The 22803-nt window shown below is 62.7% G+C and carries 18 protein-coding genes and 1 pseudogene; 4 read left to right on the top strand and 15 right to left on the bottom strand.

The features are described 5' to 3' along the window. Positions 1-53: 53 nt before the first annotated feature. Positions 54-1799 (top strand): DUF4838 domain-containing protein, encoded by a 1746-nt coding sequence (locus tag VGM51_00235; protein HEY3411460.1) that lies wholly within the window; start codon positions 54-56, stop codon positions 1797-1799. 142 nt (positions 1800-1941) lie between these two features. On the opposite strand, the gene VGM51_00230 is transcribed toward VGM51_00235, so the two are convergent. The 13 genes and pseudogenes from VGM51_00230 to ftsE form a co-directional block, all read right to left on the bottom strand. Beyond that, a complete protein-coding gene (locus VGM51_00230) occupies positions 1942-2361 on the bottom strand; it encodes a nuclear transport factor 2 family protein (protein ID HEY3411459.1) in 420 nt (139 codons plus the stop codon). A 13-nt stretch (positions 2362-2374) separates the two neighbouring features. Next, entirely contained in the window at positions 2375-2644 is a 270-nt protein-coding gene (locus VGM51_00225) for a cyclase (protein HEY3411458.1), read from the bottom strand. A 146-nt stretch (positions 2645-2790) separates the two neighbouring features. Next, a complete protein-coding gene (locus tag VGM51_00220) occupies positions 2791-3357 on the bottom strand; it encodes a potassium channel family protein (protein ID HEY3411457.1) in 567 nt (188 codons plus the stop codon). 30 nt (positions 3358-3387) lie between these two features. After that, complete coding sequence (locus VGM51_00215; protein HEY3411456.1) at positions 3388-4986, bottom strand: M3 family metallopeptidase; 1599 nt, start codon at positions 4984-4986, stop codon at positions 3388-3390. 469 nt (positions 4987-5455) lie between these two features. Then, entirely contained in the window at positions 5456-6052 is a 597-nt protein-coding gene (locus tag VGM51_00210; GenBank protein HEY3411455.1) for a hypothetical protein, read from the bottom strand. A gap of 6 nt (positions 6053-6058) precedes the next feature. Beyond that, positions 6059-6472 (bottom strand): thioesterase family protein, encoded by a 414-nt coding sequence (locus VGM51_00205; GenBank protein ID HEY3411454.1) that lies wholly within the window; start codon positions 6470-6472, stop codon positions 6059-6061. Between the two features lie 74 nt (positions 6473-6546). Beyond that, positions 6547-6960 carry a PIN domain-containing protein gene (locus tag VGM51_00200; protein HEY3411453.1) on the bottom strand — a complete coding sequence of 138 codons (414 nt, stop codon included), beginning with the start codon at positions 6958-6960 and terminating at the stop codon, positions 6547-6549. After that, positions 6957-7208, bottom strand: coding sequence for a hypothetical protein (locus VGM51_00195; GenBank protein ID HEY3411452.1), 252 nt, complete (start codon positions 7206-7208; stop codon positions 6957-6959). The genes VGM51_00200 and VGM51_00195 overlap by 4 nt, the downstream gene beginning before the upstream one ends. A gap of 71 nt (positions 7209-7279) precedes the next feature. Further along, complete coding sequence (gene priA, locus VGM51_00190) at positions 7280-9868, bottom strand: primosomal protein N' (protein HEY3411451.1); 2589 nt, start codon at positions 9866-9868, stop codon at positions 7280-7282. Positions 9869-10019: 151 nt separating this feature from the next. Continuing rightward, positions 10020-11021 (bottom strand): glycoside hydrolase family 130 protein, encoded by a 1002-nt coding sequence (locus tag VGM51_00185; protein HEY3411450.1) that lies wholly within the window; start codon positions 11019-11021, stop codon positions 10020-10022. 40 nt (positions 11022-11061) lie between these two features. Next, positions 11062-12213 carry a peptidoglycan DD-metalloendopeptidase family protein gene (locus VGM51_00180; GenBank protein HEY3411449.1) on the bottom strand — a complete coding sequence of 384 codons (1152 nt, stop codon included), beginning with the start codon at positions 12211-12213 and terminating at the stop codon, positions 11062-11064. A 4-nt stretch (positions 12214-12217) separates the two neighbouring features. Then, positions 12218-13099 (bottom strand): permease-like cell division protein FtsX, encoded by an 882-nt coding sequence (gene ftsX / locus VGM51_00175; protein ID HEY3411448.1) that lies wholly within the window; start codon positions 13097-13099, stop codon positions 12218-12220. Positions 13100-13209: 110 nt separating this feature from the next. Continuing rightward, positions 13210-13866: pseudogene (gene ftsE / locus VGM51_00170) on the bottom strand (cell division ATP-binding protein FtsE). A gap of 254 nt (positions 13867-14120) precedes the next feature. Here ftsE and VGM51_00165 point away from each other — a divergent pair. Both VGM51_00165 and VGM51_00160 read left to right on the top strand, forming a co-directional pair. After that, the gene (locus tag VGM51_00165; protein HEY3411447.1) at positions 14121-15278 is read left to right on the top strand and encodes a DUF1343 domain-containing protein; all 1158 of its coding nucleotides are present in this window, start codon (positions 14121-14123) and stop codon (positions 15276-15278) included. Positions 15279-15331: 53 nt separating this feature from the next. After that, positions 15332-17179 (top strand): hypothetical protein, encoded by a 1848-nt coding sequence (locus VGM51_00160; protein HEY3411446.1) that lies wholly within the window; start codon positions 15332-15334, stop codon positions 17177-17179. A gap of 10 nt (positions 17180-17189) precedes the next feature. Here VGM51_00160 and alr read toward each other — a convergent pair whose 3' ends face one another. Together alr and VGM51_00150 are read right to left on the bottom strand one after the other, a co-directional pair. Further along, the gene (gene alr / locus VGM51_00155) at positions 17190-18302 is read right to left on the bottom strand and encodes an alanine racemase (GenBank protein ID HEY3411445.1); all 1113 of its coding nucleotides are present in this window, start codon (positions 18300-18302) and stop codon (positions 17190-17192) included. After that, positions 18299-19387: a peptidoglycan bridge formation glycyltransferase FemA/FemB family protein gene (locus VGM51_00150; GenBank protein ID HEY3411444.1), complete on the bottom strand. Its 1089-nt coding sequence runs from the start codon at positions 19385-19387 to the stop codon at positions 18299-18301. Before VGM51_00150 ends, alr begins: the two co-directional genes overlap by 4 nt. Positions 19388-19978: 591 nt before the next feature. Here VGM51_00150 and VGM51_00145 point away from each other — a divergent pair. Beyond that, positions 19979-22606, top strand: coding sequence for a hypothetical protein (locus VGM51_00145; protein HEY3411443.1), 2628 nt, complete (start codon positions 19979-19981; stop codon positions 22604-22606). Positions 22607-22803: the final 197 nt, after the last annotated feature.

Here is a 22803-nt window from a genome sequence, read left to right as displayed (position 1 = left end):
TTATACCACGCTCGTAGAGTTTCGGGTTCCGCAAGCGAAAGGGGATAAGCTCGATGACACGCCTGCTGATGTTGCAGTTGTTCGTCTGCCTCGCCGTCGCGCCGGTCGCGGCGAAGGGGATCACCATAGTGAAGGACGGCGTGCCCGCCGCTTACATTGCCCTGCCCTCCGACCGGACGCCTTCGATGCGCCTCGGCGCGGAGGAAATCCAGCGGTTCATCCACGAGATCTCCGGCGCCACGGTTACTATTATCGATGGCAATGTGCCAGGCGATCCCAAGGAACAGGAAAGCCTTCGCCGTTCCGCAAGCATCATCGTTTACGCGGACTCGAAGCTTGGCGAAGAGGAGTTCCGCATCCGCACGGAGAGGAACTCCATAGTCATCTCCGGCGGCGGCAAGCGCGGCGCCCTGTATGGCTGCTATGCCCTCCTGGAGGAAGTTCTGGGTGTGCGCTGGTACAACACGCGCGTGACGAAGGTCCCAAAGGCTGCCACCATCACCGTCCCAACGCTCAACATCCGCCAGAAGCCGGCCTTTGAGTACCGGGAGCCGTTCTGGACGGAGGCTTTCGACGCCTCATGGGCGGCGCGCAACCGTACTAACGGCAACAGCCAGCGTCTTACCGATGCGCAGGGCGGCCGGATGGTCTACTACCCGTTCGTGCACACGTTCAGCCAGTTGGTCCCGCCGGACAAGTACTTCGCTGGCCACCCCGAGTATTTCAGTATGATCGGCGGCAAGCGCGTCGCGGACAAGCAGCTTTGCCTGACGAACCCGGATGTGCTCAAGATCGCGGTCGAACAGGTGAAAACGTGGGTCCGCGAGCACCCCGAGGCTACCATCTTCTCTGTGTCCCAGAACGATACGGACGGCAACTGCCAATGCCCGGTCTGCAAGGCGGTGGAGACTGAGGAAGGGGCGCCCAGCGGCGTGCTACTCCGGTTCGTCAACGACGTGGCCGAGGAGGTGGGCAAGGAGTATCCCAACATTCTCATCGACACGCTGGCCTACCAGTGGTCGGAAAAGCCGCCCACACTGGTGAAGCCGCGCGCCAACGTGCGAATCCGGATCGCCCCCATCAGCGCCTGTTTCGGACACGGGCTGGACGGGTGCGACGCGAACAAGTCGGCCCTCGCCAATCTCAAGGCATGGGCGAAGATCACCGACCAGCTCTACGTATGGCACTACTGCACCAACTTTGCGAACTACCTGCAACCGCTGCCGGACCTCGACGAACTCGCGGCGGATATCCCGCTGTTCAAGAAGACGGGAGTCGTCGGCCTGTTCTATGAAGGCGCCTACGCTCCGGGCGGCGGTGGAGAGATGGCCGAACTGAAGGCGTGGCTGACGGCGAAGCTGATGTTGAACCCATCCCTGAAGGCGAAGCCGCTCATTTCGGAATACCTGGATGGCGTCTATGGACCCGCCGCGCCAATGGTCAAGGAATGGCTCGACCTGCTGCACGCCGGACCGCGCGCCGACCGCAAGATGGAAGTCCGCATTTACGACCCACCGACCGCCGCGTACCTGGCTGACGCAACGCTGGACAAGGGGATCGGACTGTTCAACGACGCGGAGAAATCTGCCGCGGGCAATCCTCCCGTTCTTGAAGAGGTGGACCGCGCGCGCCTCGCGTTGGAGTACGTGCTCTGCATGCGCCGGGGGGCGACTTACGTTCCTTCCGGGGCAACGGAACCGATTGGCAAGACGCTGGCCGCCAAAATCAGGCTGTACGGCATTACTCAGATCCGCGAGGGGGAACCGGTGTCGGAGTTCCTGAAACGCATCGGGGAATGACCGGGAAACGATGAGCGCTGAGTGCTCCTTCGGCAGGTTGTCTGTACAGACACCGGTGCATCCGGCGGGGCTGAGTGTGGCGCCTGGTACCAGGCGCCACACTCAGAATGATGATTACCACGGCCGGGCCCGCGGGCGGCCCCTACAAGCCGCTGACAACACCCAGCATCGCCGGAGAGACATCCGTGTGGTGATGGACGATTTTCCACACCCCGCCTTCGCGGCGATAGATGTTCGTGACGCGTTGGTCGATATCAACATGGTGGCCAGCCATCATGGCTTGACCGCGCTCAATCCCCACTTCCCAGGCCGCATCCCCGGCGACCTGAAGAATCTGATCTTCCAGGCCAACCTTCCCCTGAGAAGCGATCCGGCCAACCTGCTCGAAAGATCCGCGAACCTGATCCCACCCAACGTGCCGGCCGCCGATGGGATGCATCGCGGACACACTCGCGCTGTGAGACCAAATGCCCGCAAGGGGAGTCGCATCCCCATTCACCATAGAATTCAACGCCGCGTAGAACAGCTCGGACGCATTTCGCACTTCGTCTTCCGTTGACATACCCATCTCCTGTTCAGCCGTTGAGGAAGTAAACGTCCGGTTTATCAATCACCCCGACATTCTGCATGGTTTCCTTCAGGTCGGCGGATTCCGCAAAGGCCTTCGCGCGGTCGAGGTCAGCCGCCTCAAACAGCAGAATAACCTCGTTCGGATCATCCGCGCTTCGGAGCAGTTTCTTGTCGGTGAGACCCGCTGCCAGGCGCTTTGGCTGGTGTGCGTCGTATCCCGGTTTCCATTCCGAGAAGTCTCGAACCTTATGCCGTACGAGCATATAACTCGCCATATCAAACCTCCTCTGAGTGAACTTGCTGCAAATCTGTGCCATTTGCCGGTTGGGCGCATGGCCACGGGTTATAGACCCGTGTTATAGCAATCATAAAGAAGGTCTAGTAGTTCCGCGTGATGGTGAGGCTTCGCGGTTGAAGCGGGCTAATCCCGTTCGGGACACCCGAATGTCGTCGTGGCGTGGATCAGGGTGGGGATGAAGAAAGCCATGAAGAGATAGCCAATCATGGCTTCCAGTGCAGCGTACGTTCGGGCTGCTGGGGTCGGTGTGTAGTCGCCATAGCCCACGGTTGTCCACGTGGTAACGGCGAAGTAGAGGCAGGGTCCGGGTTCCCGGCAGACGGGGGAACCGTCGGCTTTCGCAACGGCTGCCCCCGACTTCACCGGGGCGTCTGAGGCCGGCGGGTACAGGCCGACGGTCCGGTACACTGTCGTGAAACTGAGCAGCAGGGCGCACAGGACGAACAGCGAGAGGAAGAGGAACCCGACCCAGTTGCCCGCATCCTCTCGCCTCATCCGGAGGAGGCGCACACACCGCGCGGCGTAGACTACCAGAAGTATGCCGAGCAGGACGCCCAGCATCGGGAGGGACGTGGCTGTATGCCTGGGGTCAGGCCCTAGGGCACGGTAAGCCAGAAAGAACAGGAGCAGCGGCGAGGCGGCCCAGACCATTGCGCTCTTGCGGATGGGATTATCCGTTTTTAACAACATGGTTCCGGTTTGTTCACTGGCCTCCGGACCCTAGACGGCGGAATCCCACTCCTCGGCCCAATGCCGGGTGGTGAGTGGTTCACCGGTAGAGCATTCGATCAGGGCCTGCCAGTTCACGCTGGCTCCCGGTGCGAAGACCTCCTCGCGCAGGTAGGCGCCGAACGCGGGATCGGCCAGGCCTTCCGCCGCCATCGGATACGATTTGCGCATCACGGCGCGCCACATGCTGGCCGCGACGCCGCCAAGCGGGTACAGGTGGTAGTAGACCGGCCAGAGCGCAGTGTGGATCTTTGCCGCCCAGTCCGGCGCATTCCGTCCGTCGGGGCATTTCACGCGCTGGAACCGCTCCACCAGGTTCCACCAGAGGGCGTTGACGTCCTGATCCGGGTTAGCATACAGCCCTCGCTCGAAGTGGCACATGACCAGGAACCAGCGCACGGTTACGAGGTCGGCGACGGCCTGACTGCGCGCTGAAAGCGCTTCAGCCCGCGCGGCGGCGGCCGGATCGGCGCCGACGTAGGTCTCCAGCCATTTCCCCTTGCGCGGGAAATACTCCATCAGGATCGCGATGCCTTCGGTGGTCAGGCCGTGCGCGGCGCCGGAGAGGACCCACGGCAGGTCCTTGTTCAGGCCGTCGTCATAGGTCGCGTGGCCCAGTTCGTGGCACAGGGTTCCCATGCTCTGCGCATTGGAAGTCAGATTGCAGAGCGTGCGGATGTCTCCACGCTTGTCGATATCCGTGCAGAAGGCATGCTGATTCTTGCCGGGCCGCTCATAGAGGTCGCTGCGGGCGAGGATCGCATCCACGGGCAGGCCCATTTCGCCGAAGAAGGCCTTCGCGGCTTCCTCCAGATCCTTGCCCTGGAAAAACGAGTCGAGATCCGCATCCGAGGCCGGCGCTTCCTGGAAGAACGGGTCCTGGTAGTGCCACGGGCAGAGGCCGTCGACCGGCACGCCGAACCGCTTGCTCAGCCGCTGGTCCAGGGTGGCTTTGGCGCGCGTCCACGGACCGTCCGAAGCTGCTTCCAACTCGCCAAGGACAGTGTACACGCTCTCCACGTCCAGATCGTCCAACGAAATCCGCATCGTGTAGAAATCCGGGTAACCCAGCTTGCGGGCCACTTTGTTGCGGAGGCAAACCGCCTCAAGGATCGTTTCCGAGGCCAGGGCGCCGATGGATTTGCTCGTCTCCCACGCTTCCTTTCGCAGCGCGGAGTCATCGCTTTCGTGCAGGATTTGCTTGATTTCGTTGTCGGATACCGGCTTGCCGCCCACGCTGCCGCGGTGCGTGTTGAAAAGTGTGCGGAGCTTCGTATCCAGCGCCGCGAGGGCCACGATGTCCTCCGGGGCGATCTGCAGTCCGGTGAACTCATCGAGCAGCAGTTTGTGCTGGCGCTGAAGCAGCGGATCGTCCCAAGGGCCGGCCGCCATCGCTTTCAGGCGTTTGTAGTTGGCGGGGTCGGCGTAGATGGTCTGGTAGGCGATATCGAGCTTTTCCAGGCTGGCCTCGGCTTCCGGCGATCCGGTGCAGGCGGCGTCCCAGGAAACGAGGTTCAGCTCCTTCGCGAGGGGCATCACGGTGTTCAGGTGGCCTTCGAGGAAGGCGCGGAATGAAGTGTCTTGTGTCATACGGACAGTATAGGAAGCAGGAGAGGGGAGACAGGAGACAGGAGACAGGAGACGAGAGGTTGGATGCTCTGTCGAGGCATCCAACCTCCAACATCCATTCTCCAACTTCCAGCTTGGTAGGTCGGGCCGCTCTGCCCGGCACAGTCGGAGGTTGGATGCGCCAGGACGGCATCCAACCTCCATCTTCCGAAGATCAAGTTCGTGGCGCGCTTAGCGGGGATTCCACCGATTGTGCACGTTGCCCCCCGCCCAGCAGTTCGGTGGAGTGATCGCTATTGTGCGAACCACCTTCCCCAACCCCACGCTGTCCTTGATCGCCATAAACTCGACATGGCCGTCGCAGAAAACGTAGCAGCCGCCTCCGCCGTACAGGTCGCGCGCGATGCCCTTATCCGCTGCGCCGACGGCGTGAGGGGGTTGGGATCTCCTTATGAAAGCAGACGACCTGCTCGGAGCGAACGTTCCCGGCCTACCGCGCGGCCCGCGTCAGGAATGGCACGAGGATGCCGGCCAGCACCGCGATGGCCGCACAGACCAGCACGATCATCACGCACCCGTAGGACGACACGCCGCCCGATTTGCGCCCGCGCCGGGCGTCGTATTCGTTCAGCGATTCCCGGAACGCCGACCCGGACGCCATGACGCCGGCCCACGCATAGGCGAGCCACTCGCCTGGGGAACCTGGCTTTTCTTCCACGTCCACCGGCGGTGTGACGAAGTCCTTTTCCTTGAGCGCCGCGGCCTCGAGTTCGGCGGGCTTTGGAGAGGGCTGAGGGCTGAAGGCTGAGGGCTGAGGGCCATCGGAGGGTGGTGGGGGAATAAGGGTTGGATCAGGTTCCGCCGCTGCGGCGGGGTTGCCCGGCCAACCAGGCGGTTCGGGAAGGGGCTCGGGGGGCGTTGGAGGTTCGGTTGGCGACGGGGCGGTTGGGGGTTCCGGCGGCTCCGGGGTCTCAGCCGCGGGAGGAACCGGCGGCCTGCGCTTCAGGGTGGCGCCGCACTTCCAGCAGGCCGGTGACGATTCGTAGTTCAGTTCCGCACATTCGGGACACGGTATCTTCTGCGTCATAAGCGGTCACTCTTCGCCGAGGAATGGCGCGTACAGCGCGCGCTGCTCCGCGGAAATGCGCGTGGGGTGCTTCGTCTCCGCGTCAATCCACAGCCCGCGCTGCCGGGCGGAGGCGCACAACACGCCTCCCTGATTGTATATTCGGTAATCAACCCACGCGGAAGCACCCCGTAGCTCGGAAACCCAGAATTCCGCGCACATCCGGTCACCGAGGTAAAGCGGGGCCTTGTACGCGATAACGGTGTCGGTGAGCACCGGCAGCACACCGTCCATAGCCGCCTTGTGGACCGGAATGCCGGCTGCTTCCAGCAGCGTGAGGCGGCAGACCTCCAGCCACTGAACGTAGACCAGGTTGCTCACGTGGCCGGAGAAGTCGATCTGAAAAGTGTATATCGGTAGTTCTAGCGTTAGTTTTGGCATTGATCAGGAGCCAGGAGACAGTGGAAACGATGAATGAGGAGCGATGAACGATGAATGCGGATTTGGGTGCGAGGTTATCTCTCGATCAGGACGTTGAAGCCCTCTTGCGCGAAGTGGCGGTCATTCGTTAAGACATCTGTGATGCCTTCAGCCCGCATTACGTTCATGGAAATGCAATCCGTAAGGCTGTACGACTTGTCAGGACGTCGTTCGTAGAGGTCGAGGCCGTCTGAAAAGGTCTGCTGCGACTGTGATACGACATGGATTGCCGGGCTGGAGTATATCTCACGGACGGCTCGCGCTGCCCGCGAACGAAGGGCGGCGCCCGCGCCGGACATAGCATTGAGATATTCCGTGAGCACTTCCTCCGTGGTCACGATCTGTGCATCTCCAAGCGCCTGACGGGCTGCCGTCGCCGGTCGATGCCAGGGGTCTGACGCTCGGCTAGCAGCGATCCAATAAAGTGTATCCGCTAAGACGGTGTTCAATGCTTTGGTGTGCCGTAGATGTAGTGGTCGAGGTTATCGGTCAAGTCTGGTGGTAGTTTTGCCCACTCAGACTCCGGCACGTCCGCGAAGAGGGCCGCGATCTTCTCCTCGATCGTGAGCCCGTCGCCTTCGCCTGCGGGTTCCGGCTCCGGCAGCACGACAACGCGCAGGCGCCGGCCGTTGAATTCCTCGGCGTGCTCCGCCAGCTCTTCCCAAGTGCCCTCGAATTCCTGTAGCGCTTCAACCATCGCCGTCCCTCCCACGCACATTGTACCACTCCGTCCGGGAATTCATCGTTCATCGTTCCTACTTCATCGTTCTACAACAGGCTCTGCGGGTCCACGTCCACGGTCAGGGTGTCGAGCACGCTTTCATCCAGGCGATTCAAGGCGTCCTCCAGTGTGGCGCTCAACACGGCGGCGTCCGGCGCCTTCAACAGCAGGTGCCGGCGGTGGCGGTTCTGGAGCCGCGCGATCGGCGCGGCGACGGGCCCCAACAGTTGGACGACGTTGGGGTCCGCTACGGTTCGGACGGCCTCGGCGACGGCGTCGATTGCCGTTCCGGCGCCGTCGTAGCTGTCGGTCGTGGCGATGACGTTTGCCAGATACGAAAACGGCGGGTATTTCAGCGCCTCGCGGAATACGATCTCCTCGCGGTAGAACTGGTGGTAATCGTGCTTGATGGCGGCCTGGATGGCGTAGTGGTCCGGGTTGAAGGTCTGGACGATGACCTCGCCGGGCAGATCGGCGCGGCCGGCGCGGCCGGCGACCTGCGTGAGCAGTTGGAACGAGCGCTCGGCGGCGCGGAAATCCGGCATGTTCAGCCCGGTGTCCGCTGCCACTACCCCGACCAGCGTCACGCGCGGAAAATCGAGGCCCTTCGCGACCATCTGCGTTCCGATGAGGATGTCCGCATCTTCGTTGCGGAACCGTGTCAGGATGCGGCGGTGGGCGTCCTTGCGGCTGGTGGTATCGCGGTCGAGGCGCAGGATGCGGGCGTCCGGGAACATCTTCTGCGTCTCGATTTCGATGCGCTCCGTGCCCAGCCCGAAATACTTGATGCGCGTGCCGCTGCATTGCGGGCAGATGGTTGGCGCGTGCTCGTGGTGGTCGCAGTGGTGGCACTGCAGATAGGGTCGGCGCGACCCGCTTGGCGCGTGATACGTCAGCGACACGCTGCAATTGGGGCATTTGGCGGTGAACCCGCAATCGCGGCAGAGGATGCTGGAGCTGTAGCCGCGGCGGTTCAGGAAGAGGATTACCTGCTCCTTGTGCGCGAGGCGGCGGCAGATGGCGTCCTCGAGTCGGCCGGAGAAGAGGCCGCGCCCAACAGCGAACTCCTCACGCTGGTCGATGATGTGGACCGGCGGCATCGGGCGGTCTTCGATGCGCGTCGGCATTTCCAGCAGCTTCATCCGGCCCTTATCCGCCAGATAGAACGACTCGACCGAAGGGGTGGCGCTGCCCAGGACCAGCGTGGCGCCGGAAACTCGTGCCCGCCTCGCCGCCACGTGCCGCGCGTGGTAGCGCGGCGCGCGGTCCTGCTTGTAGCTGCCCTCGTGCTCCTCATCGAGGATGATGAGGCCGGGGTTCGGCACGGGCGCGAACACGCCCGAGCGCGCGCCCACGATGACGCTCGCCTCGCCGCTGCGGATGCGGCGCCACTCGTCGTATCGCTCACCGATGCTCAGCGCGCTGTGAAGCACGGCAACCCGGTCGCCGAAACGCGCCTGGAAGATGTCCATCACTTGCGCCGTGAGCGAGATCTCCGGCACCAGAACGATGGCCTGCTGATGCGCGTCCAGTGCGGTCTGGATACTCTGGAGATAGACCTCCGTCTTACCGCTCGCGGTGACGCCGTGCAGGAGGAATCGCTCGCCTCGACGGCGGTCGACGCTGGAACAAATGGCCTGGTACGAGTTCTCCTGGTCCGGGGTGAGCTGCCGAGGCGCCGAAGCTTTTCCGGATGACGGCCAGGGGTCGCGGCGGACCTCCACATAGACGACCTCCAGCAGGCCCTTCTCCACCAACGCATCCATCGGGACCATGCTCACACCCAGCCGCCAACGGATTTCGCGCTGCAACACGGGCTTTGCGCGCCCGAAGTCCAGCTTGCGCAACCTCTCCAGTTCGGCGAGGACCCTTGCCTGCTTGGCCGTGATATTGAGGGATTTTGCTTCCTCTTCGTCCGGCATCCGGACGAAGCGATAGGCCTTGCGGCGTTTGGGCTGGGCCTGCGGCGCCACTACGCTCTTCACCACGTTCACCAGGCCGCGATCCTTCAGTTTCTTCAACGTGTCGCTAAGGCGCTGCGATTTCAGGCGCTCCTTCAGGTCCTCCATCTCCACGCCGTCCAGGTTGGCGGTCAGCAGTTCCATAACCTGCTTCTGCTTCGGCGTCACTTTCATCGGCAGGCCCTGCAGGACGTTCGTCACCGTCTCGCCCTGCTGCTCGAAGAACAACTGGACCTCCTGGCCGAGGTTCAGCACCTTGGAGTACGCGAGAATCTCTCGAACCGGTGGAGAGACGGAGACGATGGTCTTGAGGCTGCTGGTCATGAACCGCGGGATCAACGGGCGCAAGGCGTCGCGGACCGAGCAGTGGTAGTACTTGGAAATCCAGTCCGTGACGTCTATAAGGCCGGCATCGAATAGCGGCTCTATGCGGACCCGCTCGATGACGTCCTTTACGACAGCCAGGCCTTCCGGCGCGGCGTTGGACAGGCCGATAATGTAACCCAGTAAGTCCCGCCCGGCGAATGGCACGAGCACCGACGCGCCGATCTCGACCTCGCCGGCGAGCGCAGGCGGGACGCGATAGGTGAACGGCTGCGGGATGCGGGAGGTCTCGGTCTCCACAACGACGGCGGCGTACAGGGGTTGCGGCTCGGGTGGAACAGGCGTGCGCATAGGTCATTATGTGCGCGGCCCAGACCTAACCCCCAGCCCCTTCCCCATTTCCGCGCCGCGCGCGTTGGGAAAGGGCGCCGAAAGCAGATTTCCTCCCCCTTCCCTGCGAGCGCAGCGAGCGAATAGGGGAACGGGGTCGGGGGTTAGGTTCTCAGCCCATGCGGTTCGCCCGGATGAACCCTATCAGTTCGTCCACCTGGCAGAAGGCGAGGCCGGTGACGGTGTCCGCGGCGCCGTAGTAGATGGCGATGCGTCCCGTCGGCGCGTCGGTCAGCGCGGCGCAGGGGAACGTGACGTTGGGGACGTCGCCTGCAAGCTCGTACGGCGCTTGCGGCGAAAAGATGTATGGCGCGGTGCGGTGTATCACCTTCCATGGCTCATCCAGGTCCAACAGCGCCGCGCCGAACGAATACACGAAGCCGTTGCACGACGTGAGCACGCCGTGGTAGATCATCAGCCAGCCTTCGGTCGTTTCGATGGGGATGGGGCCGGCGCCGATCTTGGTACTCTGCCAGGGGTATTTTCCGGTCGTTGCCATCACGAAACGGTGCCCGCCCCAGTGCTCCATGTCGGGGCTTTGGCTGAGGAAGATGTCGCCGAAAGGGGTGTGCCCGTTGTCGCTGGGCCGGCTCAGCATCACGTACTTCCCGTTAATGCGTCGGGGGAAAAGCACGCCGTTGCGGTTGAAGGGCAGCAGGGCGTTCTCCACTTTGTGGAACGTATGGAAGTCGTTGGTCCACGCGACCCCGATGGTGGGGCCGTGGTATCCGTTGCACCAGGTGACCCAGTACCTGTCCTCGATCCAGCATACCCGCGGGTCGTAGGCATATTCCACAACGCCGATTTCGGGGTCTGAGGACTGGAACGGGATGGGGTCCGGCTCGATGTCCCAGTTGATGCCGTCGTGACTGCGGCCCGCGTGGATGCGCATCTCGCGGGCAGTGTTGTCGCAGCGGAACACGCCGGCGAACTCGCCGTTGTACGGAACCACTGCGCTGTTGAAGATGCTGTTGCTGTCCGCCAGCAGATTGCGTGGAATAACGGGGTTGCGGCTGTACCGCCAACAGACCTCGTTCGAACCGACCGGCCGGTCCTCCCACGGGATATTCGGCAGCGCTTCACCGATGATGGTGTTATGCATTGATTCAGACATCGCGTTTCCCTCTTTCAATTGTCAGTTCGCGACCGCCCGTTCAGCCTCCCAACGGGTTCACAGGCACGCCGTTGCGGCGGACTTCGAAGTGACAGTGCGGGCCGGTGCTCCAGCCGGTGCTGCCCACGAGGCCGATGACGCGGCCGCGAAGCACCACCTCGCCGGTATGGCATTTCACGGCGCTCATGTGCCCATAAAGCGTCGTTACGCCGCCGCCGTGATCGATGATGACCGCGTTGCCGTAGGCGCCCCACCAGCCGGCGTGTACCACTACGCCGTTGCCGGCCGCGTGGATGGGCGTTCCGATTCCCACGCCGAAATCGACGCCGGTATGCAGTTTGTAGCGGTGAAGGATAGGGTGATACCGCATGCCGAAACCGGAGGTGATGCGCCCACGGACCGGCATCATGAGCCCGCCGCGGTACGGTATAGCCATGCGCGCGCGCCCCGCGGGAGTCGCCTGGAGGCGCTGGAGGAACGATGCGATTTCGCTGCTGTTCCTGTCCAGTTCTTCCAGCATCTGTTCGTAACGGGCAACATCCTTCGAGGCCTCGTGAACCTGGTCTGCCTGTGCCTCGCGTAACCCTTCGCGAAGGACGCGCTGCTGGTCGAGGTAGGCTACCAGTTCCTTTTGCTCCGCCTGCTTGGCCAGCAGATGGGTGCGGATCTGCAGCACGGCAGTCTCGTCCTCCCGGATCCCCCTTACCAGGCGGACATCATACTGGACGAGTTTGGTCATCAGGCGCCGGCGCGAAAGGAAGTCCCAGTAGTCCGTGGAGTGGAAGAACACGGCGGCGTAACTCACGGTGCCGTAGCGCTGGGTGGCAATGAGGCGCTGCGTGAGGAGTCTGTTGCGCTCCTTGAGGCGCGCCCGCACGCGGTCGAGGCTGCGTTTGGACCGGCGCAGATCCCGTCCGGTTGCCCTCAGCCGCGACGACGCGGTGTCGATGCGATCCTTAGTTTCACCCAACTGCTGCTGGGTGTCCATCAACTGCTCTACCCAGGTGCGCTTGCGGACCTGCGCTGCGTGCAGCTGTTGTTTCACGGCGATCTTCTTTGCCTTGATGGAATGCAATCTCGCCGCCAGGGCCCGCCGCTTCGCTTTGCGAGCGTCGTTGCGCCCCGGCTTTGCGAACCCGACCGTCCCGATCGTCAGCACCATGCATAAGAGCAGTAGGAGAAGGCGCTTCATAGGGCTAGGAGAGCAGGAATTTGCGCACGCTCGCCGCGCTGCCGAGGAGACCGACAAGGGCACCGCTGGAAATCAGCGCAATCGCCAGCGCGTTCGCCGGGACCACGGAATCGTTTATCGGAAGGAACGGCAGCGTGCTGTGGATCAGGCGGAGAACGCTCTGTCCGCCGTGGAAGACAATAGCTCCGGCCACCGCTGCTCCCCCCACGCCGTAGATGATGCCTTCCAACAGGAACGGCAGTCGGATGAACCCGTTGGTTGCGCCGACCATCTGCATGATGTGGATTTCACGGCGGCGAGCGAACACTGTAAGGCGGATCACGTTGGCGATCACGGCCAGAGTGGCGATCATCAGAAGACATGCCGCGGCGATGCCCAATTGCTTCAGCAGTTTGACCGTCGCCTGCACGTTACGGACCACATCCGACATGATCTTGGACTGGTCGACGCCATTCAACCTGGCCGCCGCCTGCGAGACCGCGGCGACGTGGTCTACGTCTACGAGGCGAACGTGCAGTTCGTCGGTAAGGGGATTGTCCTTCACGCCTTCGAGAGGCACGTTCGAGCCAAGGTCCCGTTTGATGCGCGACCATGCGTCTTCCTTTGTGACGATGATCACGGAAGCCACGCCGGGCATCTCGCTGATGGCTTCGCGCGTGTTGAGGGTGTCGGTCCGATCAGTATTCGGCTTCATGTATACCGCCACGCCGAGATCGGAAAGCATCGAGGACGACATCGCGTTCAGCGCAAATAGCAGAGCGAGGAATGAGCCCATTACGGTGAATGAGATGGCGGAGGTGCTGATCGCGGCCAACGTCATCAGGCGGTGGCGAACCAGCCCGGCGAACGCTTCGCTCAACAGAAAACCGAGGCTGTTCAGTCTCATTCGATCGCGCCTCCGGGAGCCAGTGCTCCACCGGCCGCCTCGATGCGCCCGGCCTGCACGGCGCCGCCGTTTGCCAGTGTGCTGTCCAGCGCCTCATAGCCGCCGGTTCGATCGTCTCTGGTCACGAGGCCGTCCTCGAAGACCAGGACGCGTTTTTGCAGGCGGTCCACCATCTGCGCGTCGTGGGTGGCGATCACCACGGTGGTTCCGGCGCGGTGAATGGCATCGAGCAGGTTGAATATCTCGAGAGAGGTTGCCGGGTCGAGGTTGCCTGTGGGTTCATCGGCCAGCAGGAGCGGCGGGGCGTTCACGAGGGCACGGGCGATGCAGACGCGCTGCTGTTCGCCGCCCGAAAGCTGCTCCGGCAGGCATTTCGATTTCGCGCTGAGGCCGACCATATTCAGGATCGCCGGTACGCGCTCCTTGATATCCCGCGACCGCGCGCCCGTCACCTGAAGGGCGAACGCAACGTTTTCCCAGGCGGTCTTGTACGGGAGGAGCCGAAAATCCTGGAACACCACGCCGATATGGCGGCGGAAACGGGGAATCTCCCGCCTGTGCAGGGTTTCCACGTTTTCACCGGCCACATACACCGTGCCGGACAGCGCCCGTTCCTCGCGGTAAAGGAGCTTGAGGAAGGTCGATTTACCGGAGCCGGTTGGACCAACCAGGAAAACGAATTCGCCCGGATCCACGCTTACGGTAATACCGCGAAGCGCATCGACGCCGTTCGGATACCGGACGCATACGTTGAGTAGTTCTATCATCAGGCGGTCTTTCCCGCCGACCGCTCCGGACACAACAGCGCACCCTCACGCGGGTTCCACGCCTGGGGCGACGGCCTTGCTCCTAATAGTCTACCGGATTGAAGGGCGGCAGGGAAACCGTTTGAGCAAATGCCGGTACCCTGCGCCTTGGGCCGGTCGTTTGCGCCTCGTCCTTTTGACAACCGTGTCTCCGCGTGGTAACCTACACGTGAGCCATCGCAGTCTGCCTGCATGAACAAGGAATCACGAATACCATGGTGACCACCGGACTGGATTATCTCCTAAACCACCCCGGCGAAGCGCCTTCGGGCAGGATTGGCCTCATCACCAACCACAGTGCCGTTACCGGCTCGCTCCAATCCGGAGTGGATGCGTTGCGACAGGCGGGACTGAACATCGTCGCCCTGTATGGCCCTGAGCACGGGGTCCGCGGTGACGCCGCGGCCGGCGCCCATGTGAACAGCGGCGCCGACCCCCGCACCGGCCTTCCTGTTTTCAGCCTCTACGGGCCGACGCGCAAACCGTCTCCAGAGATGCTCGAGGGTGTCGATGCCCTGATCTTCGACCTGCAGGACGTTGGGGCGCGATATTACACGTTCCTCTATACGATGTCGTACTGCATGGAAGCGGCCGGCGAGAACGGGATCCCTATCGTCGTTCTGGACAGGCCGAATCCACTCGGCGGGATCGAGGTGGAAGGCAACATCGTAAAGCCTGGCTGTACCTCCTTCGTCGGGATGCACCCGCTGGCCAACCGGCACGGCCTGACCACGGGAGAGCTCGCCCGCTATTACCGCGACGCACTGGGTGTGAGTTGCGACCTCACGGTCATAAAGATGCAGGGCTGGAAGCGGAGCATGCACTGGGAAGAAACCGGCCTGCAGTGGGTGATGCCGTCCCCAAATATCCCCACCCTGGACACCGTACGCGCCTATCCCGGCATGTGCTTCATCGAGGGTACGACGCTGAGCGAAGGGCGCGGGATGACGAAGCCGTTCGAGGTCGTGGGAGCGCCGTACATTGACGCCGATGCGCTCGCGGACGCACTGAACGGGCAGAATATTCCCGGCGTGCGATGGCGCGCCCTCCACTTCATCCCCGACAGCAGCAAGCACAAGGGAGTGCCGTGTCACGGCTGCCAGCTGCACGTTGTGGACCGCGAGGCCTTCAAGCCCGTAGCTACCGGGGTCAAGCTTCTGAGCACCCTTAAGTCACAGTACCGTGCTGATTTCCAGTGGCTGCCTCCATTCACGGAAGGCCGCCCGCCGTTTGTCGATCTGCTGGGTGGAGGGCCCGGCCTTCGCGAAGATGTGGACGCCGGCAGGGCGCCGGACGAGATCATCGCGGAATGGCAGCCCGAACTCGCTGAGTACGACAGTGCCCGCCGCTCCGTCTTTTTATACGACGACTAGCCATCCTTTCGCTGCTCCGAGCCAGGCAGCCTGTTTTCCAGAAAAGAGTACCCATGTCTCATATTTCAGATCAGCGCGCCGCTGACTTTCTAAAGGTCGCCCCGCAGTTCAAACTGGGCGACCTCGTCACCGAGTCCGTTCACCCCATCACGCTTCATCTGAGCGACACGGCCTCCACCAGCGTCCCCGCGGCTCTGCGCCTGCTCTTCGACGTGGACGCAGACGTCGTCGCAACGTACAAAGCGCTCGTGGATTCCGACCGGTTCGACGGCATTGCGGCCACACTGCGCGATGCCCTCAAAGCGGGTGGAAAGGTCGTCTTCACCGGGTGCGGCTCTACCGGCAGGTTGAGCATCCAGTTGAACTCCATCTGGCGCGATTTCTGGCAGAAACAGGCGGCGCGCGGGGTTGCGGTGGCTTCCCAGTGGGAGGATCGTGCCTTTTCGGCGATGGCAGGCGGCGATTTCGCGCTCATCAAATCCGTGGAGGGATTTGAAGACTTCACCCAGTTCGGACGGCAGCAATTAGCGGACCTCGACGTGTCCGAAAGGGACGTCGTGTTCGCCATCACGGAAGGCGGCGAGACATCGTTCGTCATCGGGACCGCGTGGGAGGCCCTGGATCGTGGCGCGAAGGTCTACTTCGTGTACAACAACCCGGATGATATCCTTTGCGAACACGTTCAGCGCAGCCGAGAGGTGATTCAGGAACCGCGCATCGAGAAGATCAACCTCACCACCGGCCCGATGGCCATCACCGGCTCCACGCGGATGCAGGCGACCACCATACAACTCGCAGTGCTCTGCACGGTCCTGGAGATGGTTGTTAGGGACCTCATGTCCGAAATCGAGCCGGGCGGCCCCTGCGCGCTGGATTCGGCCGGTGTCCCGTCGGTGTTCCTGGCGAAACTGAGGGAGATGCACGCGACGCTGTGCTCGGACGGCCTGTGCGACAGCCTCGCCAAACTCGTGACGATGGAGGAGGACGTCTACCGGTCCGGCCACAAGAACAACTACTTCGCCGACGGATTCGGAATCGATGTGCTCACCGACACGACGGAACGTTCGCCAACGTACTGCACCCCGCCGTTCCGCCGCTTCGATGACACATTGGCATCCGAATCGTGGGCATTTTTGTTCATGCCCTACGAGGATACGCCGCGCGCATGGGAACACATCCTGAAACGCACCCCGGCCTGCATCGGCTGGTCGGACGAACAGGTCAAATCGATGGTGGAAGGCGAAATGGCCGACCGCACGATCGACATCGTGCATAAAATCGGGTTTGACGACCTGATGAAGTTCAAAGTGGGCCTGGACGGGCTGCAGTACCGCAAGCTCGACGCAGGTGACAGCGCCATCGCGATCGCCGCCCCCGGTGAACTGTCCGGCCTGAAGGATGCCGGCAGCTTCCTCCGGACGCAGATCCATACGGCCAAACAAACCGGCGCTTCCATCGGCCTCATCGCGGCAGGACCGGCGAGCGTCGTTTCAGACGCGCTGAAATCGGTTCCGGACCTTACGGCGGCGGTTGCGCTGGCCGTGCCTGAGACCGATCTCCTGCTAGACGGCGTCACGCGGGCGGGCATCAAGATGATGCTGAACGCTCTGAGCACGTGCACGATGGTGCGGTTGGGGCGCGTGATGGGCAACACGATGGTCTGGGTCGTCCCCAGCAACCTGAAACTCATCGACCGATCCACGCGGTATATCAAGCGCCTCGCCGGATTGGACTACGAGCCGGCATGCCGTCTGCTTCATGAAGTGATGGAATACATCCATCCGCGAATGCTGGCTGACCAGGCATACCCGCCCGTGGTGGGCGTTTCCGTCCTGCGGGCGAAACACAACCTTTCCAACGAAGACGCCGAGGAGCGCCTGATGGCCGAACTGGGTGGGTAGGCCGCGGCAGTCAGCCCGTTCCTCCGGTGATCGGGACGCGTGGGATGTGCTCGCCGACCACGAGGCGCCGAGACGGTACTTCAACGACGTCGCCGAGTTTGACAACGGGAAGATCGGTGACGTCCAGCATCATGGATTGAGAAGCTACCCGGCCTATTACGGGGGCCGCGCCGTGCTCGGTCTGCACCATCATCCGGTCCCGCCCCAGGGCTTTCTTCACCAAGGCGCGGACGCCTCTTTCGCGCTCGAATGCACTTCTCGGGAGCAGGGTGGGGCCGTCAGCGAATCCGATGGGCAGCGTGGCGATGCGGCTGGGACGCCTGGTGATGCCCTCGGCGCCGTAACCGACGCCCGTACCGGCCGGCAATTCACGCAGGGAAACGATTCTGGCCTTCAGAGTCCAGGTGGGCTTCAGGTTCAGAGAATGGGGAACGTTGGGCTGATACTGCCCATAGATAAGGGTGCCGCAACGGACAAGCCTGTATCGGTGTTCGGCGAACCGCAGGGTGCCCGCGCTGTTGAGGGCGTGGACAACCGGAGGTTGAAAGCCCGCTTCCTGAAGGCGTGCCAGAGCCGCATCGAACGCCGTCAGGTGCAGGCGCGCCCCGTTGCCTCGCGCGGCCGCGATGGAGAGATGCGTATAGACGCCGTCCCAGGCGATTCCAGGAACCGCGATCACGCGAAGCATCGTCTCGAAATCGCCGGCCCGGACCCCGAACCTGCTCATCCCCGTGTCAATCTTGAGGTGCGCCATAGGTAGTCTGCCGGCCCGGCGGCCGGCCTCGGCAAGTGCAGACGCGCCGGTCTCGCAGTCCACTGTGGCGATGAGGTCGTGCTCAACCAAGGCCGCTGCGTTCCACGGGCCGCACGGGTGAAAGACCAGGATTCGACTGTTCGGAGCGACGGAGCGTGCCCGAATTCCTTCCTCCACGGTGCTCACGCCGAACCAGCCGGCCTCGTTCCTGAGGGCTTCGGCGACGAGTTCCAGACCGTGACCGCAGCCATTGGTCTTGATGACCGCCATGACGTCCACGTCCGGCCCCACGAATCGCTTGATCTCGCGGTAGTTGTGCCGGATCGCGTCGGTATCGACCTCGACCCACGCGGTAGGCAGGGCGCTCATTCCGGGGCCTCCGCGGATTCGCGGCCGCGGGTGCGTTTCATCATGGCCCGCGCCTTTGGCAGAGCCTTCGTGAAAGCCCAGTAAGCCGGTCCGGAGAGCGGGAGGTCAAACTCGCCGATATACCGGACGAAACGCGGGTTGAAACCGCTCTTGAAGCGGTTCAAGCCGGCCGTCTTGTCATCCGGATCGTCCGGCGTGCACGAGACGCCGCGGAAATCATACCACCGGCAGCCTTGTTCGTGTGCCCAGCGGATCATCTCCCACTGCATAAGGTAGTTGGGCATTTTCTCGCGGTGCAGGTTCGAGCTGGCGCCGTAGGTGTACCAGGCCTTGTCGCCGAAGAGGTAGGTCAGTGCGCCGCAGACGGTATCGCCTTCGGCCTCGCCCAGGAACAGGCGCATCCAGCCGCGCGGGACCAGCGCATCCCACATCGACTCGAAATAAGCCTGGGAGCGAACCAGGAAACCATCGCGCCTGGCCGTTTCGCGGAGGACGGCGTAGAACGTGGGAAGGTCGGCGCGATCCTGCGACATCCGGATCGTAACACCCTTCTTTGCCGCGAGGCGGATGTTGTAGCGCCATTTCTGGTGGAAGGAAGCGATAATGTCGTCAAGCGGTCGCTGGAGGTCCAACTGCATGACGCAGCGTGGTTGTGTGCCTCCAAACCCGCCGCAACCACCAACCGGCTTGAAGCCCGTGGAGATCAGCGTCGCGGCCGCCGATTCGTCCTCGAACGGCGGGTCCACCTTCACGACGATGCCGCCGCGCGATATCGCATATTCGCGCGCGGTCGACACGACGGCGTTCACCACGGCGGCATCGTTCCAATCCAACACCGGCCCGCGGGGCGCATAGAACAGCGCTTTGCCCAACGGAAGGGCGCGGCGGAGCAGCATCATGCCACCGACGATGCGGGATTCGCGAAACGCGGCGATGACCGAGGGCTCCCAACTGCTGGCGGCTTTGAGTTCGCCCCAGGCGGTTGACTGGAGAAGGTCGCCGGAGTGATCGGCGGCGACGAAGGCGTTCCAGGCGTCGTGCTCGGAGGCGTCGATCAGGCGGCAGGTGGGTGTGTTGAAGGGCATACCGTATTTTGCGGCGGGTTTGTGCGAAAAGGGAAGAACCACACGGGGTGTCGGCGCGTCAAACTGTTGGATACGGCGCCGGGCGCAACCGACGCGTGGACGTGAGCGCAAATAGTTCCCTGAAATTTTGCTTTCATTAGAACATTCAGGGCGCTAGACGTTACCATTACTGGTGTGCTCATGGCATTCGGCGTGACATGGAACCTTTGCAGCAGGAGTCACGCTGAAGATAGCGGGCGGGATCGGCGGCGATCTTTCGCGGCCGGGGACGGAGCGAACAGACATCATACTCAGCCTTCCAGGTTGCGTGTTCACTCGGCGTGCAAAGAAGCGCGTCGTCGTGACATCCCGGGCCGGTCAAAATGCGACGGGTCCCTTTCGTTCGCCAACCCTCTGATTTCCGCATATAAGGTCGCTGCGCGAGTGCGTGCCCTGAGTTTGCGGCGCGCAACTCCCGATGCAGGAATAGTCGGCAAGTTGGGCTGCCTTCCGTCGTGATGTCGGTTGAAGCGGTCCACGTGTTCTTTCAGATTGCGGGCGCGCAAGACGGCGCGCCCGGTGCTTACCAGCCACTCGAAAGGAAGTCAGACGATGAAGATGAGATGGGCCGCTGCCTTGCTCCTTCTGACCGGGTTATGCGTTAATCGCGCCTGGGCGGATGGGTTCGGCTTCACGGTCGCGAACGCTACGGTTACTAACGTCAAGGGTTCGGGCAACACCAACGTAAACGTGGCGGAAGTCGGAGACACTTTCACGGTCACCGGTGCAGCGTTCACGAGTTATCGCTCGTCCGGCGCCGCCCCGGCGATCAACGACAATGACCTCAACAAATACACCGCGGATTTGACCGGTACGGCCACACAAGTGACCGGCAACCAGGTCCGATACGAAGGAACGTTCACTCTCAAGTACACCGGTTCCGTATCCCTCACCATTGTGACGGGCGAACTGGACGTGCGCGCGGTCTACGGGCCGGACGGGTCGGCCGTTCTGACCGGATTTCTGCTCGCGGATGCGAAGCTGCCGCTTCCTGCTCCGTGGAACAACACAGATTTTTCCCTGTATAATCCCGGCCGGTTCTACGGCGTTTATAAGCCGGCCCCTGGTGACTACACCCACGGCTCTCTGGCGTGCAACCTGAACGCGGGCAACATCGGATTTGCGACCAGCATCTCGGACACCACCGTTCAGAACCAGAAGGCTCCCGGCAACACCGATACGGCGCACGCAGAAGTTGGCGATACGTTCTCGCTATTGGCGCCGCTCGCTTCCTATTACACCATTGGCGGCCCGCCGCTGAACAATAACGACCTCAGCAGCTATACCCTCGGGTTCAACGCCACCGTGACGAACGTCACGGGAACTCTGGTGACCTACGTCGGCACGTTCACGCTGACGTATACAGCCCCTGACTTCCCGTCCGGCCTGGTGATCGAAACCGGCAGCCTGAGTCTCCTGGCGAGTTATAACGAGCCGTTCACAGGGGCAGCGAAGCTCACGGCGCAGTTGATCGCGACGAACGGCAACGCGACGACCCAGACGCCGTGGGACAACACAGACTACGCGATCTTCAACCCGGGAGTTTTCACCGGTACCTACAAACCCACTGTCCTCGGCTCCGCAACCGGCATCGTAAGCGGTTCCCTGCAGGGCGGCGTTCTCGGCTTCAGTGCCAGCATCGCCGACGGTACGATCATCAACAGCAAGGCCCCGGGCAACCTGGACGTCAACAAGGCTGAAGTGGGCGACCCGTTCCATGCGAGCGGTCCGCTTGCCGCATACCTCGCCGTCGGCGCCCCGCCGCTTCTGGACCGCGACCTCAGCAAGTACACCGTGGTCCTCGACGGTACCGCAACCGCGGTCATCGGCACAACAGTGATGTACGATGGCGTGTTCCGGATCACATATTCCGGCGGCATCACCGCCAACGTTGAATCCGGCACGTTCAACATCGTGGCCGTTTATGACGCCGCCGCAAACGCCCAATTGAGTGGCGTGCTGAACGCGAAGGCCGGCGCCGAGAGCTCTGTCCCGCCATTCAACACCACGGACTACGCCGCGTTCAACCCCGGGAAGTTCACGGGCAAGTACACCAGGGTCCAAGTTGGTTTCGGCACGCTTCACGGCGGCTTGATCGGCGGAACCCTCACCGTTCCTATCCAGAGCCGCCTGCTCGGCACCGCAATCGAAGGTTCCGCAACCGCGGCAACCCAGACTGATGATGCCCGCCGCGCTATTGTTGCCTCCGGCAGCACTTTGTTCGTCCTTGACCCCGCCACCGGCAATGACGCCCCCGGCTGGGAAGGCGGCAAAACCCTGAGCGGCAAGGTTCCTGGCCGCTCCGCCGTCCTGAAGGACGCTCTCTACGTGGGCACCGACACCGGAACAGTTTATGCGTTCGACCTCAAGACGGGCGCCCTGATTAATTCGGTACAGCTGGACCCGAACGCCCACATCTACTCCGGCATGGCCGTCGTGGACAAGACCCTCACCGGCGAACCTACCGACACTATCGTGGTTCCGGTGTTCCGCTCTGACCTGAACCAGACCCTTCTCTACAAGATCCCGACGACCCTCACCGCTCCCTTGACCGTCAAACTGAGCGACGGCGCCATCTCGACATCGGCCGCCTCGGTACCGATGAACGGTCTGATCTTCGTCGGCAGCAACGACGGCCTGTTCACCGTGCGCTACTCCGACCTGTCCATTCAGAGTACCGTCGCCACCCCGACCACCACCTCCCCGCTGACCGTTGGCGACGCGGTCTACGTCGGCACCGGCACCGGCACCACGCTCCTCAAGCTGAACGTCGCCACGGGCGTATCCGATGGTCATCCATTCGAACTGTCGAGCCCGCTGACGCTGAGCGCCTTCTACGAAAAGCGCTCCAACCTGATTCAGGCAGGAACGTCTGACGGCCGAATCTCCTCGTTCGACAACGCCGGCTCCTTCATGGGCTACACGCTGCCCGGCCTGTTCAACCCGGACAACACGGGCGGATCCCAGAGCATGCCGGTCTCGTCGAACAACGTTCTCTACCGCGCGACCGAAAACAAGGAGATCCTCTCCTGCAAGCCGCTGAACGGCGACGACCAGCAGATGATCGCCGTGATGAGCCCGGTTCGCGGCCCGATGTCCGCCACAGGCCAGACCCCTGGCGCGGACTACCTGATCGCCACTTCCCCGGACGGAACCGTTCACCTCATCGGCGTTCGGTAAAGTCCCGCACGAACAGTGGTAAAAATGTGGAGGGTGGGGGCTTCGGCCCCCACCCTTTTCATGTACGCCGGGCATGCGCCCGTTCTCGGAGGTGAAAGTCCTCTACGGTAAAGGGAATCGGAACCGTTAAGCGACGGCAAGGGCGTCACCGCGAGGTGGGGTCTGAAGGAAGCCAGAGCCACAGCCACGACCCGACG

The sequence above is a fragment of the Armatimonadota bacterium genome (assembly GCA_036504095.1).
Lineage (GTDB): Bacteria > Armatimonadota > DTGP01 > JAKQQT01 > JAKQQT01 > DASXUL01.
Note: the sequence above shows the minus strand (reverse complement) of the source record. Positions and strands in the feature narration are given on the sequence as shown.

Coding starts and splice junctions, on each gene's coding strand:
- VGM51_00235 (HEY3411460.1), top strand. CDS start 54: ATGACACGCCTGCTGATGTTGCAGTTGTTCGTCTGCCTCGCCGTCGCG.
- VGM51_00230 (HEY3411459.1), bottom strand. CDS start 2,361: ATGTCAACGGAAGACGAAGTGCGAAATGCGTCCGAGCTGTTCTACGCG.
- VGM51_00225 (HEY3411458.1), bottom strand. CDS start 2,644: ATGGCGAGTTATATGCTCGTACGGCATAAGGTTCGAGACTTCTCGGAA.
- VGM51_00220 (HEY3411457.1), bottom strand. CDS start 3,357: ATGTTGTTAAAAACGGATAATCCCATCCGCAAGAGCGCAATGGTCTGG.
- VGM51_00215 (HEY3411456.1), bottom strand. CDS start 4,986: ATGACACAAGACACTTCATTCCGCGCCTTCCTCGAAGGCCACCTGAAC.
- VGM51_00210 (HEY3411455.1), bottom strand. CDS start 6,052: ATGACGCAGAAGATACCGTGTCCCGAATGTGCGGAACTGAACTACGAA.
- VGM51_00205 (HEY3411454.1), bottom strand. CDS start 6,472: ATGCCAAAACTAACGCTAGAACTACCGATATACACTTTTCAGATCGAC.
- VGM51_00195 (HEY3411452.1), bottom strand. CDS start 7,208: ATGGTTGAAGCGCTACAGGAATTCGAGGGCACTTGGGAAGAGCTGGCG.
- priA (HEY3411451.1), bottom strand. CDS start 9,868: ATGCGCACGCCTGTTCCACCCGAGCCGCAACCCCTGTACGCCGCCGTC.
- VGM51_00185 (HEY3411450.1), bottom strand. CDS start 11,021: ATGTCTGAATCAATGCATAACACCATCATCGGTGAAGCGCTGCCGAAT.
- VGM51_00180 (HEY3411449.1), bottom strand. CDS start 12,213: ATGAAGCGCCTTCTCCTACTGCTCTTATGCATGGTGCTGACGATCGGG.
- ftsX (HEY3411448.1), bottom strand. CDS start 13,099: ATGAGACTGAACAGCCTCGGTTTTCTGTTGAGCGAAGCGTTCGCCGGG.
- VGM51_00165 (HEY3411447.1), top strand. CDS start 14,121: ATGGTGACCACCGGACTGGATTATCTCCTAAACCACCCCGGCGAAGCG.
- VGM51_00160 (HEY3411446.1), top strand. CDS start 15,332: ATGTCTCATATTTCAGATCAGCGCGCCGCTGACTTTCTAAAGGTCGCC.
- alr (HEY3411445.1), bottom strand. CDS start 18,302: ATGAGCGCCCTGCCTACCGCGTGGGTCGAGGTCGATACCGACGCGATC.
- VGM51_00150 (HEY3411444.1), bottom strand. CDS start 19,387: ATGCCCTTCAACACACCCACCTGCCGCCTGATCGACGCCTCCGAGCAC.
- VGM51_00145 (HEY3411443.1), top strand. CDS start 19,979: ATGAAGATGAGATGGGCCGCTGCCTTGCTCCTTCTGACCGGGTTATGC.